The 17,532-nt window shown below is 60.3% G+C and carries 12 protein-coding genes; 11 read left to right on the forward strand and 1 reads right to left on the reverse strand.

Features of this window, described 5'->3' with window-relative positions; genetic code table 11:
* Positions 1 to 64 precede the first annotated feature (64 nt).
* From DFO46_RS18120 to DFO46_RS18160, 9 genes are all read left to right on the forward strand, one after another.
* Positions 65 to 973 (forward strand): sugar ABC transporter permease, encoded by a 909-nt coding sequence (locus DFO46_RS18120; protein WP_183041950.1) that lies wholly within the window; start codon positions 65 to 67, stop codon positions 971 to 973.
* Positions 973 to 1,824, forward strand: coding sequence for a carbohydrate ABC transporter permease (locus DFO46_RS18125; RefSeq protein WP_120278458.1), 852 nt, complete (start codon positions 973 to 975; stop codon positions 1,822 to 1,824). Before DFO46_RS18120 ends, DFO46_RS18125 begins: the two co-directional genes overlap by 1 nt.
* Positions 1,821 to 3,926, forward strand: coding sequence for an alpha-galactosidase (locus DFO46_RS18130; RefSeq protein ID WP_120278459.1), 2,106 nt, complete (start codon positions 1,821 to 1,823; stop codon positions 3,924 to 3,926). Before DFO46_RS18125 ends, DFO46_RS18130 begins: the two co-directional genes overlap by 4 nt.
* On the forward strand, positions 3,919 to 5,010 hold the full coding sequence (ugpC, locus tag DFO46_RS18135) for a sn-glycerol-3-phosphate ABC transporter ATP-binding protein UgpC (protein WP_120278460.1): 1,092 nt from the start codon (positions 3,919 to 3,921) through the stop codon (positions 5,008 to 5,010). Before DFO46_RS18130 ends, ugpC begins: the two co-directional genes overlap by 8 nt.
* Positions 5,010 to 6,941, forward strand: a complete 1,932-nt coding sequence (locus DFO46_RS18140; RefSeq protein WP_120278461.1) for a beta-galactosidase — start codon at positions 5,010 to 5,012, stop codon at positions 6,939 to 6,941. Before ugpC ends, DFO46_RS18140 begins: the two co-directional genes overlap by 1 nt.
* A 117-nt stretch (positions 6,942 to 7,058) precedes the next feature.
* Complete coding sequence (locus DFO46_RS18145) at positions 7,059 to 7,916, forward strand: SDR family oxidoreductase (protein ID WP_120278462.1); 858 nt, start codon at positions 7,059 to 7,061, stop codon at positions 7,914 to 7,916.
* Positions 7,917 to 7,958: 42 nt separating this feature from the next.
* Positions 7,959 to 8,765, forward strand: coding sequence for an alkaline phosphatase family protein (locus DFO46_RS18150; protein WP_120278463.1), 807 nt, complete (start codon positions 7,959 to 7,961; stop codon positions 8,763 to 8,765).
* Positions 8,766 to 8,833: 68 nt separating this feature from the next.
* Positions 8,834 to 9,550, forward strand: a complete 717-nt coding sequence (locus DFO46_RS18155; RefSeq protein ID WP_120278464.1) for an SDR family oxidoreductase — start codon at positions 8,834 to 8,836, stop codon at positions 9,548 to 9,550.
* Positions 9,544 to 11,082, forward strand: coding sequence for a cryptochrome/photolyase family protein (locus DFO46_RS18160; RefSeq protein WP_120278465.1), 1,539 nt, complete (start codon positions 9,544 to 9,546; stop codon positions 11,080 to 11,082). Before DFO46_RS18155 ends, DFO46_RS18160 begins: the two co-directional genes overlap by 7 nt.
* Before the next feature lie 15 nt (positions 11,083 to 11,097).
* Here the strand turns inward: DFO46_RS18160 and DFO46_RS18165 are convergent, their stop codons facing one another.
* Positions 11,098 to 12,843: a glucan ABC transporter ATP-binding protein/ permease gene (locus DFO46_RS18165; RefSeq protein ID WP_120278466.1), complete on the reverse strand. Its 1,746-nt coding sequence runs from the start codon at positions 12,841 to 12,843 to the stop codon at positions 11,098 to 11,100.
* A 288-nt stretch (positions 12,844 to 13,131) separates the two neighbouring features.
* On the opposite strand from DFO46_RS18165, the gene DFO46_RS18170 reads away from it, so the two are divergent.
* Together DFO46_RS18170 and pyc are read left to right on the forward strand one after the other, a co-directional pair.
* Entirely contained in the window at positions 13,132 to 13,869 is a 738-nt protein-coding gene (locus tag DFO46_RS18170; protein WP_120278627.1) for a LuxR family transcriptional regulator, read from the forward strand.
* 115 nt (positions 13,870 to 13,984) lie between these two features.
* Positions 13,985 to 17,446 (forward strand): pyruvate carboxylase, encoded by a 3,462-nt coding sequence (gene pyc, locus DFO46_RS18175; RefSeq protein ID WP_120278628.1) that lies wholly within the window; start codon positions 13,985 to 13,987, stop codon positions 17,444 to 17,446.
* Positions 17,447 to 17,532: the final 86 nt, after the last annotated feature.

Below are 17,532 nucleotides of genomic sequence, written 5' to 3' on the forward strand. Positions count from 1 at the left end.
GATGCTGTGGTCTTCTTGGCCGTGGCATCCGGTTGCCTCTCCCCGTTTTCTCAGAGGTGCCGCCATGCGCAACACCGTTCCGTCGACTTCCGGCTTCTGGAAGCGCAACCAGCAGACACTGGCGCCGTTTCTCTTTCTGGCGCCGGGCCTCCTGATGTTCCTGGTCTATGTGCTTGTGCCGATCTTTGAATCGATCTGGATCAGTTTCCACGACTGGGACGGTCTGGGTGCCATGACCTGGATCGGCTTCGGCAACTATGTCGAACTGATCGACGACGACACCTTTTACACGTCGCTCTACAACAACCTGATCTGGCTGGTGCTCTATCTCCTGTCGATTCCGGCGGGCCTTGCGGCAGCACTCTTCCTCAACCAGACGGTCACCGGCATCCGGCTTTACAAGTCGCTGTTCTTCTTCCCTTTCGTCATCAGCCAGGTCGTCGTCGGGCTGATGTTCACCTGGTTCTATGCGCCTGATTTCGGCCTGTTCTCGAAGCTGACGGAAATGCTGTTCGGCGAGCAGATCGCAGTGCTCGCCGACGAGCGCTACGTGACTTACGGCATCATCATTGCCGGGCTCTGGCCGCAGACAGCCTATTGCATGATCCTGTACCTGACGGGTCTCAACAACATCAATCCGGAGCAGGTTGAAGCCGCCCGCATGGACGGTGCCAAGGGGCTGAAGCTGCTCTGGTATGTGATCCTGCCGCAGCTGGCACCTGCGACCTTCATCGCGATGGTCGTCACCGTGATCGGCTCGCTGCGCTCTTTCGACCTCGTGTCGATCATGACGGCTGGCGGTCCTTACGGTTCAAGCTCCGTCCTCTCCTACTTCATGTATGAGCAGGCGCTCTCCGAATACGGGTTCCGTATGGGTTACGGCGCATCGATCGCAGTCGTGCTGTTCCTGATCATGATGGTTTTCATCTCGCTCTTCATCGTCCGCATGCTCGCTCAGGAAAGGAACGCCTGATGTTCCCCACTCCGATACAGAAGGCCTCGCCGTTTGCGCAGATGGCCTACAAGATCCTGCTGCCGGTCGCGCTCTTCCTCTGGCTCCTCCCGCTGATCGGCGTCGCCATTACCTCGGTGCGCCCTGCGAGCGACCTTGCCGCCGGCAACTATTTCGGCGTTCCCTCGGGTTTTGCCGGTTTCGAGAACTATTCAGCCGTCTTCAACAATTCGCCGATCGGTTATTACATCCTGAACTCGTTCAAGGTAACGATCCCGACGGTGATCGGCGCCGTGGCGCTCTCCTGCCTCACCGGCTTTGCGCTCGCCGTCTACAAGTTCAAGGGCAATCTCGTCCTGTTCTTCATGTTCGTTGCCGGCAACTTCATCCCGTTCCAGATCCTGATGGTTCCGGTGCGTGACATGACGCTGAGGGCAGGTCTCTACGACACGACCATGGGCCTCGTGCTCTTCCATGTCGCGTTTCAGACCGGGTTCTGCACGCTCTTCATGCGCAATTTCATCAAGGGACTGCCCTTCGCACTCATTGAATCGGCCCGCGTCGAGGGTGTCTCGGAATGGCGGATTTTCCGCTACATCGTGCTGCCGCTGATGCGCCCGGCGATCGCCGCGCTCTCTGTCCTCATCTTCACCTTCGTCTGGAACGACTACTTCTGGGCGACGGTTCTCGTGCAGGGTCAGCATGCCATGCCAGTGACCGCCGGCCTTTATTCGCTGAACGGCCAGTGGGTTGCCGCCTGGCATCTCGTATCTGCCGGATCGATTGTTGCGGCCCTGCCGCCGGTCGCGATGTTCTTCCTCATGCAGCGCCACTTCATCGCTGGCCTCACACTCGGAGCGACCAAAGGATGAGCGAAATCGTCATCATCGATTCGGGCCAGCTGGCGCTGAGCCTGCGCCTGCCGGAACTCGGCATGCCGGAAATCCTGTCTTTCGGCTCGGAACCTGTTGAACCCGACCCCCTGTTCGAAATCGAGCGTTCCAGCCGGGTCAACGGCATGGATATCGCCGTGCCCTCGAATGTGCTCCTGCCGGCGGGCGGCATGGGCTTCTTCGGCTGGCCGGCGATTGCAGGTCACCGCGGGGGCCGTGACTTCGTGGCGCAGTTCGGCGGCTGGACGGTCCTTCGCGACGGCAATCAGACGGTGCTGAAAGCTGTCGATTCGGTCGCCAGGCTCGGCATTGCCATCACGCTCACCGCGCATGTGTCAGGCCTGATCTCGATGGCGACGGAGTTAAGCAATCTCGGCGACGCGGAGTATCAGCTGGATCGCTGCATGGCGGCGACCTTCCTGGCACCTGCCGGCAATGTGCAGGTGATGAGCTTCACCGGCATCTGGGGTCGCGAATTCCAGACGCGGCGCGAATTGCTCGGCAATGGCACCTGGATTCAGGAAAATCGTCGTGGCCGCACCTCGCATGACCGCTTCCCGATGCTGTTCATCGAGAGCGAGACCCAGATCTTCGGCGTGACGCTGGGCTTCAGCGGCAACCACCAGATGGTGATCGACCGGACTGATGACGGACGGCGCCTCGTGCATCTCGGTGAGCTGTTCGAACCGGGCGAGATGATCCTCGCACCGGGCGAAAGCTATGAAAGCCCGACGGCCTATGTCGGTGCCGATAGCGAAGACTTCCACGCCTTCGTGCGCGAAGAGCTGACCACCTGGCCCGGTGGCACCATGAGCCCGCGCCCGGTGACGCTAAACACCTGGGAAGGCAATTACTTCGACCACCAGATGGACTCGCTGAAAGCCCAGGCGACGGCTGCTGCCGAGCTTGGCATCGAGCGCTTCGTGCTGGATGACGGCTGGTTCGGCAAGCGCGACAACGACACCACGAGCCTTGGCGACTGGGATATCGATGCGCGCAAATACCCCGATGGCCTGAAGCCGCTGGTCGATCATGTGACCGGTCTTGGCATGCAGTTCGGCATCTGGTTCGAACCTGAGATGGTGAACCCGGTTTCCGAGCTCTACAAGGCGCATCCCGACTGGGCGCTGACGATCGAGGGTCGTCCGATCCTGGAATCGCGCACCCAACTGGTGCTGGATCTGACCCGTCCCGAAGTCTCTGACTATCTCTTCGGCAAGATCGATGCCGTGCTCTCCAATCATGCCGTTTCCTACATCAAGTGGGACATGAACCGCGATCTGACGCATGCGGCCGGTCGCGACGGCAAGGCGAAGACATCAACCCAGACCCGCGCCGTCTATGCGCTGATGGACCGGATTCGTGCCGCTCATCCCGACGTCGAAATCGAAAGCTGTGCATCCGGTGGCGGTCGTATCGATTACGGCGCGCTCGCCCGCACGCATCGTGTGTGGACCTCGGATTGCACCGACGCTCTGGAGCGGCTGGAAATTCAGCGCGGCGCAACCGTCTTCGTGCCGCCGGAGATCTTGGGATCCCATATCTCCGCATCGCCGAACCATCAGACGGGCCGCCGTCACAGCCTGTCCTTCCGGGCGCTCGTGGCGCTTGCCTACCACCTCGGTGTCGAGCTCAATCCGCTGGAGCTTTCGGACGAAGAACGCGATGAACTGAAGGTCTATATCGAGACCTACAAGCGACTTCGCGGGCTCTTCCATGCGCCTGGCGCTTCGTTCCGGCTGGAGCCGCTCGACGGACGGTATGTCTGGGGTGCGGCAAGCGCCGAGCGTATCGTCGTTATCGTCGCGCAAGGGCCGCAGATGGTGGGCGAACAGCCGGCACCGCTCAAGCTGCCCGAGAGCGTGACGCAGATCGGCGGGCGGTGGAGCATCTCGCAGATCCTTCCGGTCGAACCGGAATTCATCCGCATTTCCGAGGGGCAGAAGAGGCTTCTGTCAGGCGCGATAAACTTCGATCTCACCAATGCCGGCCTGTCCGGCCTGCCGCTGCCGATGCTGCGGCCCGAAAGCGCTTTGCTCCTCGAACTCATTCCTTCAAAGGGAGGCAATACCCATGGCTGACGTGAGCCTGCGCGGCGTCAAGAAACAATTCGGCGCCTTGAGCGTCATCAAGGGCGTCGATCTCGACGTGAAGGACGGCGAGTTCTGCGTGTTCGTCGGTCCGTCCGGCTGTGGCAAGTCCACGCTTCTGCGGATGATCGCCGGTCTCGAGGACATCACCGAGGGTTCGCTTGCGATCGGCGGCAAAGACATGACCAGCATCGGTCCCTCCGAACGGGGTGTGGCCATGGTCTTCCAGTCTTATGCCCTCTATCCGCATATGACGGTCTCGGAAAACATCGGCTTTGGCCTCAAGATGACCGGTCATTCGAAGGCCATGATTGCGGAGCGCACGGCTGTTGCCGCCAAGCTCTTGCAACTGGAGCCGCTTCTCGATCGCAAGCCCGGCCAACTCTCGGGTGGTCAGCGTCAGCGCGTCGCCATCGGTCGCGCCATCGTGCGCAATCCGGAAGTCTTCCTGTTCGACGAGCCGCTCTCCAACCTCGATGCAGCCCTTCGCGTCCAGATGCGCACGGAGCTTTCCAAGCTGCATCAGGATCTCAAGGCGACGATGATCTACGTCACGCATGACCAGGTCGAAGCCATGACCATGGCCGACAAGATCGTGGTGCTGTCCGCCGGCAAGATCGAGCAGGTCGGTTCGCCGCTCGAACTCTATCATCGCCCGAACAATCTCTTCGTTGCCGGCTTCATCGGCTCGCCGAAGATGAACTTCCTGAAGGTGCAGGTCTCTGCGGCTGAGGGGGCTGCCGTGGTCCGCCTGCCTGGGGCCGATATTTCGATCCCGACGCATGGGGCGAGCGTTCCCGCGGGCGAGATGACCTTCGGCCTGCGTCCCGAGCATATCGATGCGACCGGCAAAGGCGATGTTGTCATCGAAGCGACCGTCAAGCTTGCCGAATATCTGGGGTCTGAGACGCTGTTCTTCGTCACGCTTGCCGATGGCTCGGAGCTTGCGGTGAAGGCCGATGGCTTGGCCAGCGAGAAGCCCGGCCAGACGCTGCGCCTCGGCATCAATGCCAAGGCCTGCCATCTGTTCGACAAGGACGGCAAGGCCGTCATCAATGGGGATCTGACACGATAATGCTGGGCGTCTGCTACTATCCGGAACACTGGGACGAAAGCCGGTGGCAAACCGACGCGCGCCGGATGCGCGAACTCGGCATTTCCTTCGTGCGTATCGGTGAATTCGCCTGGTCTCGTCTGGAGCCCTCGCGCGGTGATTTCACGTTCGAATGGCTCGATCGGGCGATCGACGTGCTGCATGAAGCGGGCCTGAAGGTCGTGCTCGGTACGCCGACCGCGACACCGCCCAAGTGGCTGGTGGACGAATGCCCCGATATCATTCCCTATGATGAACAGGGCCGCCCGCGCGGCTTCGGGTCGCGCCGTCACTACACCTTCTCCTCGGAAACCTGGTGGAAGGAAAGCGCGCGCATCGTCGAGGTGGTCGCCAAGCGCTATGGCGAGCACCCCGGCATTGTCGGCTGGCAGACGGACAATGAATATGGCTGTCACGATACGACGGTTTCCTGGGGTCCTGAAGATCTGAAGAGCTTCAAGCGCTGGCTGCGGCTGCGCTACCAGTCGACCGATCAGCTCAACGAGGCCTGGGGTTCGGTCTTCTGGTCGATGGAGCTTTCGAGCTTCGACGACGTGGTCCTGCCGAACCTGACGGTGACGGAGCCGAACCCGGCGACGCGTCTCGACTTCTGGCGTTTCCATTCTGATCAGGTCGCGGCCTATGACAAGATGCAGTGCGAGATCATTCGCAAGCATTCGCCGGGCCGTTGGGTCACCCATAACTTCATGGGCTTCGTCTCCGATTTCGACCACTTCAAGGTGGGCGACAATCTCGATCTGGCCTCCTGGGACAGCTATCCGATCGGCTTCGTCGAGAAGTTCCCCTTCACCGAAGAAGAGCGCAATCGCTGGGCGGAAACCTCGCATCCTGATATCGCACCCTATCACCACGATCTCTACCGCGCCGTCGGCAAGGGACGGTTCTGGGTGATGGAGCAGCAGCCGGGTCCGGTGAACTGGGCGCCGTGGAACCCTGTTCCGAAGCCCGGCATGGTTCGGCTCTGGACTTGGGAGGCTCTGGCGCATGGGGCCGATGTCGTTAGCTATTTCCGCTGGCGCCAGGCACCATTTGCGCAGGAGCAGATGCATGCGGGTCTCAACCTTCCCGGTCTCGACGAATGGTCGCCCGGCGGCAAGGAAGCCATGCAGGTGTCGGACGAGCTGGTGGCCCTCGGTGCCCTTCCCGAAACGGGCCAGGCGCCGGTCGCTCTGGTCTTCGACTATCAGAGCTACTGGTCGACGATGATCCAGCCGCAGGGCAAGGATTTCCGTTACGAGGAACTCTGCTTCCGCTGGTATGAGGCGCTGCGCCATCTCGGCCTCAATGTCGATTTCGTCCGTCCGGGCGCTTCGCTTGAGGGTTATCCACTGGTCGTCGTGCCCTGCATGACGGAAGTCACTGAAGCGGCACGCGCCGAGCTTGAGAAGGCTGGGGGTGTCCTGGTGATCGGTGCGCGCACGGGTTCGCGCGACCGCAATTTCCGCATTCCGGAAAACCTGCCGCCGGGTCCGCTGGGCGCACTCACGGGCAATCGCATCATTCAGGTCTCCTCCATGCGTCCGGGTCTTTCGGATGGCGTTTCCGGTGCGGCTTCGGGTCATGCGATCCGCTGGCGCGAATATCTGGAGACCTCGGCCTCGGTGCTCGCGACCTTCGACAACGGCGATCCGGCTCTCACCGAGAAGGGCAATGTGCTCTATCTTGCCTGCTGGGCGGACTCCGGGCTGTTGGCCGAGGTGCTGGAACTGGCAACGAAGAAGGCAGGCGTTGCGACGCTGCGCGTGCCCGACTTCATCCGTATCCGTCGCCGTGGCGACCTCGTCTTCGCCTTCAACTACGGAACCGAGGACTGGGCGCTGCCAGCAGGTGCGGATCCGTTGCTCGGCGAGACTATTTTGAAACCGCAGGCGGTTGCCGCCTGGCGCACCTGAGATAAAGCATTCGGGGCCGGCATCACGCCGGCCCTTTGTTTTTGGTACCACCGATTTCCGGAACTCATCCATGGCTCGCCGGTTTGACCCTCGAACCCACACGAGGAGACAGACAAGATGGCCGATTATCCGACGCCTCCGTTTTCGCAGGACAAGGTCCCGATGCCGGGCCGAACCGCAGACATGAATCCAAGGCCCGACCATGGCGAGGAAAGCTACAAGGGCTCCGGAAAGCTCGAGGGCCTGAAGGCCATCATTACCGGAGGCGACAGCGGGATCGGGCGCGCGGTTGCCATTGCCTATGCGCGGGAAGGTGCCGATGTCCTGATCTCCTATATCGAAGAAGACGAGGACGCACAGGATACCGCGCGTTGGGTGGAAAAGGCCGGTCGCAAAGCCGTCCTGGTGCGCGGCGACATCCAGAATGCCTATCATTGCCGCGAGATTGTGGACACGGCGGTTCGCGAACTCGGTGGCGTCGACATTCTTGTCAACAATGCTGCCCATCAGGCGACATTCGAGGACATCACTGAAATCCCGGATGAGGAGTGGGAACTCACCTTCCGCGTCAATATCCATGCGATGTTCTATCTGACCAAGGCTGCTGTGCCGCATATGAAAAACGGCGGTTCGATCATCAACACGGCGTCGATCAATTCCGACAGTCCCAGCCCGCATCTTCTCGCCTATGCGACGACCAAGGGTGCGATCCAGAACTTTACCGCTGGGCTTGCGCAGATGCTGGCAGAGAAGAAAATCCGGGCCAATGCCGTGGCACCCGGTCCGATCTGGACGCCGCTCATTCCGTCAACGATGCCGGAGGACAAGGTGAAGAACTTCGGCAAGCAGGTGCCGATGCAGCGTCCCGGCCAGCCGGCGGAATTGCAGACGGCCTATGTGATGCTCGCGGATCCGCTCTCCAGCTATGTGTCGGGTGCGACGATCGCGGTCACCGGCGGCAAGCCGATCCTCTAACTCGGCCTTGCCTTTGGCGCGCGGCGTGGCAAGTTGCGCGCCATGAACAAAGTGATCCTGATCGTTCTCGACGGGCTGCGTCACGACGTGGCCCGCACCTGTCTCGGCTATATGGAAAGCCTCGTGGCTGCAGGCCGGGCCGATGTGCGCAAGCTCACCTGCGAGTTGCCAGCCATGTCGCGGCCGCTCTATGAGACCTTGCTGACGGGGCGCAAGCCCGTCGACCATGGCGTGGTGAGCAATGGCGTCGTGCGTCGCTCGGTGGGTGACAATCTCTTTGCGCGGGTTCGGGCCCAAGGTGGCGTGACGGCTGCGGCCGCCTATCACTGGGTGTCGGAGCTTTATGTGTCCTGCCCGTTCGACCGGTATCGCGACCGCATTCTCGTCGATCGCACCGGCGATATCACCCATGGCGTCTTCTACTGGGATGATGCCTATCCCGACAGCCATCTCTTTGCCGATGCCGAATGGCTGCTCCGGTCGAAATCGCCGGATTTTCTCCTCCTGCATCCGATGAATGTCGATGATGCCGGCCACAAGCATGGGGGCGACAGCATCGGCTATCGCAATGCCGCCCGCATGCAGGGCGATCTGCTTGCACGGCATGTACCGGATTGGGTCGAGGCCGGTTACAGCGTCATCGTGACGGCCGATCACGGCATGGGGGATGACGGCAATCATGCAGGGCCGACACCGGAGGAAACGGAAGTGCCCTTCTACACGGTGGGCTTCCGGATCGAGAAAGCGGCCCTGTCGCAGCAGATCCAGATTGCCGGCCTTGTCTGCCGGTTGATGGACATCGATCCGGGTCAGATGCCCGCCTTCGAAGGCACCATCGAGCGCCTCTGAGACAATCTGTGCCTGATCCGGTTTGGCTGCCTGCCGTAATGGGTAGCACAGACCTGCAGGAGATCCAGATGTCCGATTTTTCCGGAATGACGTCGCTCAATCCCGGCTACCGTGCGCTTGTCCTCGGGGCGAGCGGCGGTATTGGTGGCGCCTTTGCCGCCGCTATCAAGGCCGACCCCTCCTGCGGCAGTGTAGTCGAACTGTCGCGCAGCCGCGACGGGTTCGGCATCACGGACGATGTGTCTGTCGGCGCTGCGGCAGCCCGGTTCTCGGAAGCAGGCTACAAATTCGATCTCATCCTCTGTGCGACGGGTGCGCTTGTCATCAATGGCAACGGGCCGGAAAAGACCATCAAGGCGATCCAGGCGGATGTGATGGCGGCGCAGTTTGCGCTGAACGCAATCGGCCCGGCGCTGGCGCTGAAACACTTCGCGCCTCTTCTTTCCAACGAAGGCAAGAGCGTGTTCGCCACGCTGTCGGCACGGGTCGGCTCTATCGGCGATAACAAGCTTGGCGGCTGGATCTCCTATCGCTCGGCGAAATCGGCTCTGAACCAGATCACCCGCACCTCGGCGATTGAAATTGCCCGTCTCAGACCAAAAAGCGTGGTCGTCGCTTTGCATCCCGGCTCCGTCGATACCGGATTTTCCGGCGGCTTCTCCAAGACGCATGACAAGATCCACCCGGCAGACAGTGTAGCCATGATGCTTTCGGTGCTCAATCGCCTGCAGCCGGCGCAGACCGGTGGTTTCTTTGCCTATGACGGCCAGCCGATCGAATGGTGAAGGCATCGCGCATCCATGTGGTTCTCGGTGACCAGCTTACTCATTTGCTTTCTGCGCTTGCCGATGCCGATCCGGAAACCTCGCTGGTGCTGATGGCGGAAGTCATGAGCGAGGCGACCTACGTGCAGCATCACAAGAAGAAGATCGCCTTTCTCTTTTCCGCGATGCGGCACTTTGCCGAAGAGTTGCAGGAGAAGGGTTTTTGCGTCCGCTATGTTACGCTGGATGATTCCCAGAATACGCAGAGCCTCAGAGGCGAACTGGCCCGTACCCTTGCCGAGAGCGGTGCCTCTGCTGTCATCACCACGGAATGCGGGGAATGGCGTCTGGCCGAGGAGATGCGGGGCTGGGAAACGGATCTCGGTGTGCCGGTCGAGATCCGCGAAGACGATCGTTTCCTCTGTTCGATCGAGGACTTCCACACCTGGCGCAAGGGTCGCAAGCAGCTTCGCATGGAGTACTTCTATCGCGACATGCGCCGGCGTCACCGGGTGCTGCTGGAGGGTGACGATCCTGTTGGCGGCAAGTGGAATTTTGACTCCGAGAACCGCAAGCCGCCAGCTGCTGGGCTGAAAGGGCCCAAGCGGATCAGCCATGCCAAGGACGCCATCACGAACTCGGTGCTGGCGCTCGTCGACGAGCGCTTTGCCGGCCACATGGGTTCGCTCGATAGCTTCCATTTTGCCGTGACCGCTGATCAGGCGGAGATGGAATTGCAGCAGTTCATCGACGAGATCTTGCCCAACTTCGGCGACTACCAGGACGCGATGGTCAAGGGCGAGCCCTATCTCTACCATTCCCTGATCTCCTCCTACATCAATGCCGGACTGCTTTTGCCGATTGATGTCATTCGCAGGGCCGAGGCAGCCTGGTTCGAGGGGCGGGCGCCGCTCAATGCGGTTGAGGGTTTCATCCGGCAGATCCTCGGCTGGCGCGAATATGTGCGCGGCATCTATTGGACGGAGATGCCCGATTATGCGGGCTTGAACCATCTCTCGGCCTCCCGCCCGCTGCCGCAGATGTACTGGACGGCAAAGACTGACATGGCCTGCATACGGGGTGCGATCGGGGACACGATTGAACATGCCTATTCGCATCATATCCAGCGACTGATGGTCACCGGCAACTTCGCGATGCTCGCCGGGATCGATCCGGCAGAGGTCTGCGACTGGTATCTCGCCGTCTATTCCGATGCCTATGAATGGGTCGAATTGCCGAACACGCTCGGCATGGCGCTTTATGGTGACGGCGGGGTCATGGCGAGCAAGCCCTATGCCGCAAGCGGCAAATACATAGACCGGATGAGCAATTTCTGCGGTGACTGTCGTTACGATCCCAAGCTGACAACCGGGCCGAAGGCCTGCCCGTTCAACGCCCTCTACTGGGATTTTCTCGATCGCAACACGGAAAAGCTGGGGCGCAATCCACGCCTTTCCAACATGTACGCGACTTGGCGCCGAATGGACCCGTTCAAGCAGGACGCGATCCGCAAACATGCCGTCCGACTGCTGGAGACGCTCGATACGCTCTGAGCGATCAAGCCGACCTCAAATGGCTGGGCTTGGCTCTTCCTTGAGCAGGCCACTGGTCCGAAGCAGCGAGCTGAATCGGCCGCCAAGCGCACTCAACTGGTCGTAATTGCCCATTTCGATGACCTTGCCGTGGTCGAGGAAGACGACGAGGTCGGCCTCGCGGATCGTCGAGAGCCGGTGGGCGATGATGAAGGTCGTGCGGTTCTTGCGCAGCCGGTCGATCGCCTCCTTCACGCGTGCCTCGGTCTCGACGTCGAGCGCGCTGGTTGCTTCGTCGAGCACCAGGATCGGCGCGTTCTTGAGGATCGCCCGGGCAATCGCGATACGCTGGCGTTCGCCGCCCGACAGGCGGTTGCCGCGTTCGCCGACATGGGTGTCGTAGCCGATCATGCGGCTTTCGATGAAGTCGGTCGCGGCCGCTGCCTCGGCGGCCTGGATGATTTCTTCCTCGGTCGCGTCCTCGCGACCCAGACGGATATTGTCCTTGATCGAGCGGTTGAGCAGGCCTGCGTCCTGGAAAACGGTTGCGATGGCGTGGCGGAGCGACTTGCGGGTCACTTTGGAAATGTCCTGCCCGTCGACCAGAATCTGCCCGGACTGCGGCTCGTGAACCCGCTGCAGCAGATTGATCAGCGTGGTCTTGCCGGCACCTGTCGGACCGACAATCGCCACCGTCTGCCCCGCCTTCACGGCAAAGGACACGTCCCGGACACCCTGCGTGGTCGACGCGAAATCGAAACACACGTCGCGGAATTCGACATCGCCACGCACATTTTTGAGTTCGGTTGCGCCGGCGCGCTCTTCCCGCTCCTGGACAGCATCTTCCAGAAGATAAAAGTCTTCGAGCTTCGAGCGAGCCTCGAAGATCTGGTTGACGAAGGTGATCATCTGGTCGAGGCGGGCGATGAGCAGGCCGGCAAAGCCGGTAAAGGCAATGATATCGCCCACCTTCAGTTCACCGCGCTGAACAAGCAGGGTTCCGATCACGAGGATAACCAGCATCGAAAGCGTCGAGGCAATGCGATTGAGCGCGCCGGCCAGCGCCCACCAGTCGAGGACCGGATACTGGGCCGACAGCAGCTTCGTCGTATATTCCTTCAACGCTCGAGTCTCGGCCTCGATCCGGTTGTAGCTGTGCAGCACTGAAACATTGCTGATCGAATCGCTCACATGGGAAAAGACCGTATGGTAGTGACCCTCGACCGAAGCCTGGCCCTCCTTCGTCTTCACCATCACTGTGCGCCCGATGATGACATAGAGGATGGCAAGGACCACCAGAACCGAGGTCAGGCGCATGTCCATGGAGAAGGCGGTCGGTAGCAGCAGCGTCAGGGCGACGGCTGTTGCCAAATGTGTGCGCATGAATTCCAGCCAGAGACCGAAGAGGGTCTCGCCGGCGCGAAGCAGCGTATGGAGGGCATTCGACGTGCCGCGCTTGTGGTGCCAACTCAGCGGCATCGAAATGATCTTGGCGAACGATTCCGTCAGCAGGTCCGCACGACGACCATGCGCCAAGCGATCGGCCTGGCGTGCGACCAGAACATAGGCGACCGTGTTGAAGACTCCGAAGCATCCCCACAGGATCAGGATCTGAGTTGCGTCCCGTTTCTCCGAGATCGCATCGATGATCCGTCCGAACAGGATCGGCTCAATGATGGTGACGGCGGCCAACACAATGTTCGCGATCACGACCAGGGATACGCGAAGCCTGTAGGTCGCGAGATATTTCAATGCTTTGAAGTAAACCTGGAGCAGGGACACGCAATTACCTCCGGCTGGCGCGGCACGCGCCAATGCTGGGATTTACCATGTCGCTACCGCATCGGGTAGCGAAGCCTCGACTGCCTAACGCCGAGGAAGGCCGTGCGCAAGATACTGTCTGACAAACAGGAATTTGACACACTAATGGTTGCAAGATTCAAGCGCTCAGTTTTAAACTTCATCGGGCTCATTTTGACAATGAGCGCTCATATTGCATCCGGCATTCGACAAAGCGTTCGCTCGTGGCTTTTTAATGTTATTTCAGTGCTTATCTTTTGGGGGGGATTGGTGAATATAAACCAGTTGCTGCATTTTTTGGTCGTCATCGACGAATGCCGTTCTGCTTCCGATATCGTGTCGGAACTCGAAAAGCTCGTCCGTTCGTATGGCTTCGAATACTACGGAATTGTTCGCCAGCCCAAACCGGATGAAAACCCCATGCAATTGGTGCTGGCAGGTCATTGGCCCGATGGCTGGCCGCAACTCTATATTGCCAAGAAATATGTGTTGATCGACCCCACCATTCGTTATCTTGGTCAGGCGAGAGGTGGCTTTCGCTGGCGCGATGCTTTGCATGCGTTTCGTTCTGACCCTCATCGCAAGCGCATGGAGCGTATGCTGTCCGATAGCGTGCGTTACGGCCTGACGGACGGCTATATTTTCCCCGTCCATGGGCGTGGCGGATTGATGGGCAACATGACCGTTGGCGGCAAGCCGATCGATCTGTCGCCGATCGAGATCAGCCTTTTCGACGCGGTTGCCAAAAAGGCTTTCTGGCGTCTGCTTGAGTACAAGCATGGTGACCTGGCGGAAATCACCAAGCCTGTCGATACGCGGATGACACGTCGGGAGATGGAAGTTCTGAACTATCTTGCTGATGGTTTGACATCAAACGAGATCAGCCGAATTCTGAAGATCTCAAACCACACCGTCGACTGGTACATGAACGGCATTCAGGACAAGTTGAACGCCAAAAATCGTCAGCACGTGGTTGCCCTGTCCTTCAGACTTGGGCTTGTGACCTGACGATTCGGGATTTTTATTGGCTTCGATCAAGGGAAATTGAACTTCCTAAAACAACGCGCTATGACTTTTGTTCGCAGGTGCACAATGCCCTGGCATGTCGTTTGGGGAGATCGAATTGCCAATATCCAAGATCCTTGTCGCCAACCGTTCGGAAATCGCCATCCGTGTCTTTCGTGCGGCCAATGAGCTGGGCCTGAAAACGGTCGCCATCTGGGCCGAAGAAGACAAACTCGCGCTGCATCGGTTCAAGGCGGACGAAAGTTATCAGGTCGGGCGCGGTCCGCATCTGGCACGGGATCTCGGACCGATCGAAAGCTATCTGTCGATCGAGGAAATCATCCGGGTTGCGAAACTTTCCGGGGCTGATGCCATTCACCCGGGTTATGGCCTTCTTTCTGAAAGTCCCGAATTTGTAGAGGCCTGCAACGATGCAGGTATCATTTTCATCGGACCTCGAGCCGAAACCATGCGCCAGCTTGGCAATAAGGTTGCCGCCCGAAATCTGGCCATTTCAGTCGGCGTTCCCGTTGTTCCTGCGACCAATCCGCTGCCGGACGACGAGGCCGAGATCCATCGCCTTGCCGAAGAGATCGGCTACCCGGTTATGCTCAAGGCCTCCTGGGGCGGCGGCGGGCGCGGCATGCGCGCCATTCGCGACCCGAAGGACCTGCTGCGCGAGGTGACGGAGGCCAAGCGCGAGGCAAAGGCTGCCTTTGGCAAGGACGAAGTCTATCTTGAGAAGCTCGTCGAGCGCGCGCGACATGTCGAAAGCCAGATCCTCGGCGATACCCACGGGAACGCCGTTCACCTGTTCGAGCGTGATTGCTCTATCCAGCGGCGAAACCAGAAGGTGGTTGAGCGTGCGCCAGCACCCTATCTGTCGGACGTGCAACGCCAGGAACTGGCGGACTATTCGCTGAGGATCGCCAAGGCGACCAACTATGTCGGTGCCGGCACGGTCGAATATCTGATGGATGCCGATACCGGCAAATTCTACTTCATCGAGGTCAATCCGCGCATCCAGGTCGAGCATACCGTCACCGAAGTCGTGACGGGCATCGATATCGTCAAGGCGCAGATCCATATTCTGGATGGCTTTGCGATCGGCACGCCGGAATCCGGCGTTCCACATCAATCGGATATCCGGCTGAACGGCCATGCTCTGCAGTGCCGCATCACCACGGAAGATCCGGAGCAGAACTTCATCCCGGACTATGGTCGCATCACCGCCTATCGCTCGGCGGCCGGCTTCGGCATCCGTCTCGACGGCGGCACAGCCTATTCCGGCGCGATCATCACGCGCTATTACGATCCGCTTCTGGTCAAGGTCACAGCCTCCGGCAGCACCCCGCAGGAGGCGATCAGCCGTATGGACCGCGCATTGCGCGAGTTCCGTATCCGCGGCGTCGCGACCAACCTGACCTTCCTCGAGGCGATCATCGGTCACCCGAGCTTCCGGGACAATTCCTACACGACGCGCTTCATCGATACGACGCCGGAGCTTTTCCAGCAGGTCAAGCGTCAGGACCGTGCCACGAAACTTTTGACCTATCTTGCCGATGTGACCGTCAATGGTCACCCGGAAGTGAAGGGACGCCCGAAGCCGCCGGAAGATGCGGCAAGACCCGTCATTCCCTTCATCGACAAGCAGATCCCGTCGGGCACCAAGCAGTTGCTCGATGAGCTCGGTCCGAAGAAATTCGGTGAATGGATGCGCAGCCAGACGCGCGTGCTGATGACCGACACGACGATGCGCGACGGGCATCAGTCGCTGCTGGCAACCCGCATGCGCACCCACGACATCGCGCAGATCGCTGGCACCTATGCCCGCGCACTGCCGGAACTGTTGTCGCTGGAATGCTGGGGTGGTGCCACCTTCGACGTGTCCATGCGTTTCCTTACGGAAGATCCGTGGGAACGCCTGGCTCTGGTACGTGAAAGCGCGCCGAACCTGCTTCTCCAGATGCTGCTGCGTGGCGCCAACGGCGTCGGCTACAAGAACTATCCCGACAATGTCGTGAAGTACTTTGTTCGCCAGGCGGCGAAGGGCGGCATCGACCTCTTCCGTGTCTTCGACTGCCTGAACTGGGTCGACAACATGCGCGTGTCGATGGATGCGGTGGCGGAAGAGAACAAGCTCTGCGAGGCGGCGATCTGCTACACCGGCGACCTGCTCAATTCGGCTCGTCCGAAGTATGACCTGAAATACTACACCGCACTGGCTGCCGACCTGGAAAAGGCCGGCGCGCATATCATCGCCGTCAAGGATATGGCAGGCCTGCTGAAGCCGGCGGCCGCCAAGGTGCTGTTCAAGGCGCTTCGCGAGGCGACCAGCCTGCCGATCCATTTCCACACGCATGACACGTCGGGCATTGCGGCTGCGACGGTGCTTGCGGCTGTTGATGCCGGCGTCGATGCCGTCGATGCCGCCATGGACGCCTTCTCCGGAAACACCTCGCAGCCCTGCCTCGGTTCGATCGTGGAAGCGCTGCGCGGTTCCGAGCGCGATCCGGGCCTCGACCCGCACTGGATCCGTCGCCTGTCGTTCTACTGGGAGGCGGTGCGTACCCAGTATGCGGCCTTCGAAAGCGATCTGAAGGGTCCAGCGTCCGAAGTCTACCTGCATGAAATGCCGGGTGGCCAGTTTACCAACCTCAAGGAGCAGGCCCGTTCGCTGGGCCTGGAGACCCGATGGCACGAGGTGGCACAGGCCTATGCCGACGCCAACCAGATGTTCGGCGATATCGTCAAGGTCACGCCGTCCTCGAAGGTGGTCGGCGATATGGCACTGATGATGGTGAGTCAGGATCTGTCGGTGGCCGATGTCGAGAACCCGGCCAAGGACATCGCCTTCCCGGATTCCGTCGTGTCGATGCTGAAGGGCGATCTCGGTCAGCCCCCGGGCGGCTGGCCGGAAGCGCTGCAAAAGAAGGCTCTGAAGGGCGACGCAGCCTATACGGCCGTGCCGGGTTCGCTTCTGCCGGATGCCGATCTCGATGCCGAGCGCAAAGTGATCGAGGAGAAGATCGGGCGCGAGGTCTCCGACTTCGAATTCGCCTCCTACCTGATGTATCCGAAGGTCTTCACCGACTATGCGCTCGCGGCCGACACCTATGGTCCGGTCTCGGTCATTCCGACGCCGCAGTACTTCTACGGCCTGCCGGCTGGCGAAGAACTGTTCCTCGACCTGGAAAAGGGCAAGACGCTTGTCATCGTCAACCAGGCGATCGGCAACACCGACGACAAGGGTATGGTCACCGTGTTCTTCGAACTGAACGGCCAGCCGCGCCGCATCAAGGTGCCGGATCGCGTCCATGGTGCCTCGGGTGCTGCCGTCCGCCGTAAGGCGGATCTTGCTAACGCTGCCCATCTGGGTGCGCCGATGCCCGGCGTCATCTCGACCGTTGCCGTCGCCGCGGGTCAGGCCGTGAAGTCGGGTGACGTGCTGCTGTCGATCGAAGCCATGAAAATGGAAACGGCGCTGCATGCCGATCGCGATGGCACCATTTCGGAAGTCCTGGTGCGGATCGGTGACCAGATCGACGCGAAGGACCTGCTGATCGTCTATTCCGCCTGATAGACTGGGTCAGTGACCTACATCAAAACGCAAAAGGCCTCGCCGGATGATCCCGGCGAGGCCTTTTCGTTTTCGTTCAATGGTTG

Source organism: Rhizobium sp. AG855 (assembly GCF_003610655.1).
GTDB lineage: Bacteria > Pseudomonadota > Alphaproteobacteria > Rhizobiales > Rhizobiaceae > Allorhizobium > Allorhizobium wuzhouense.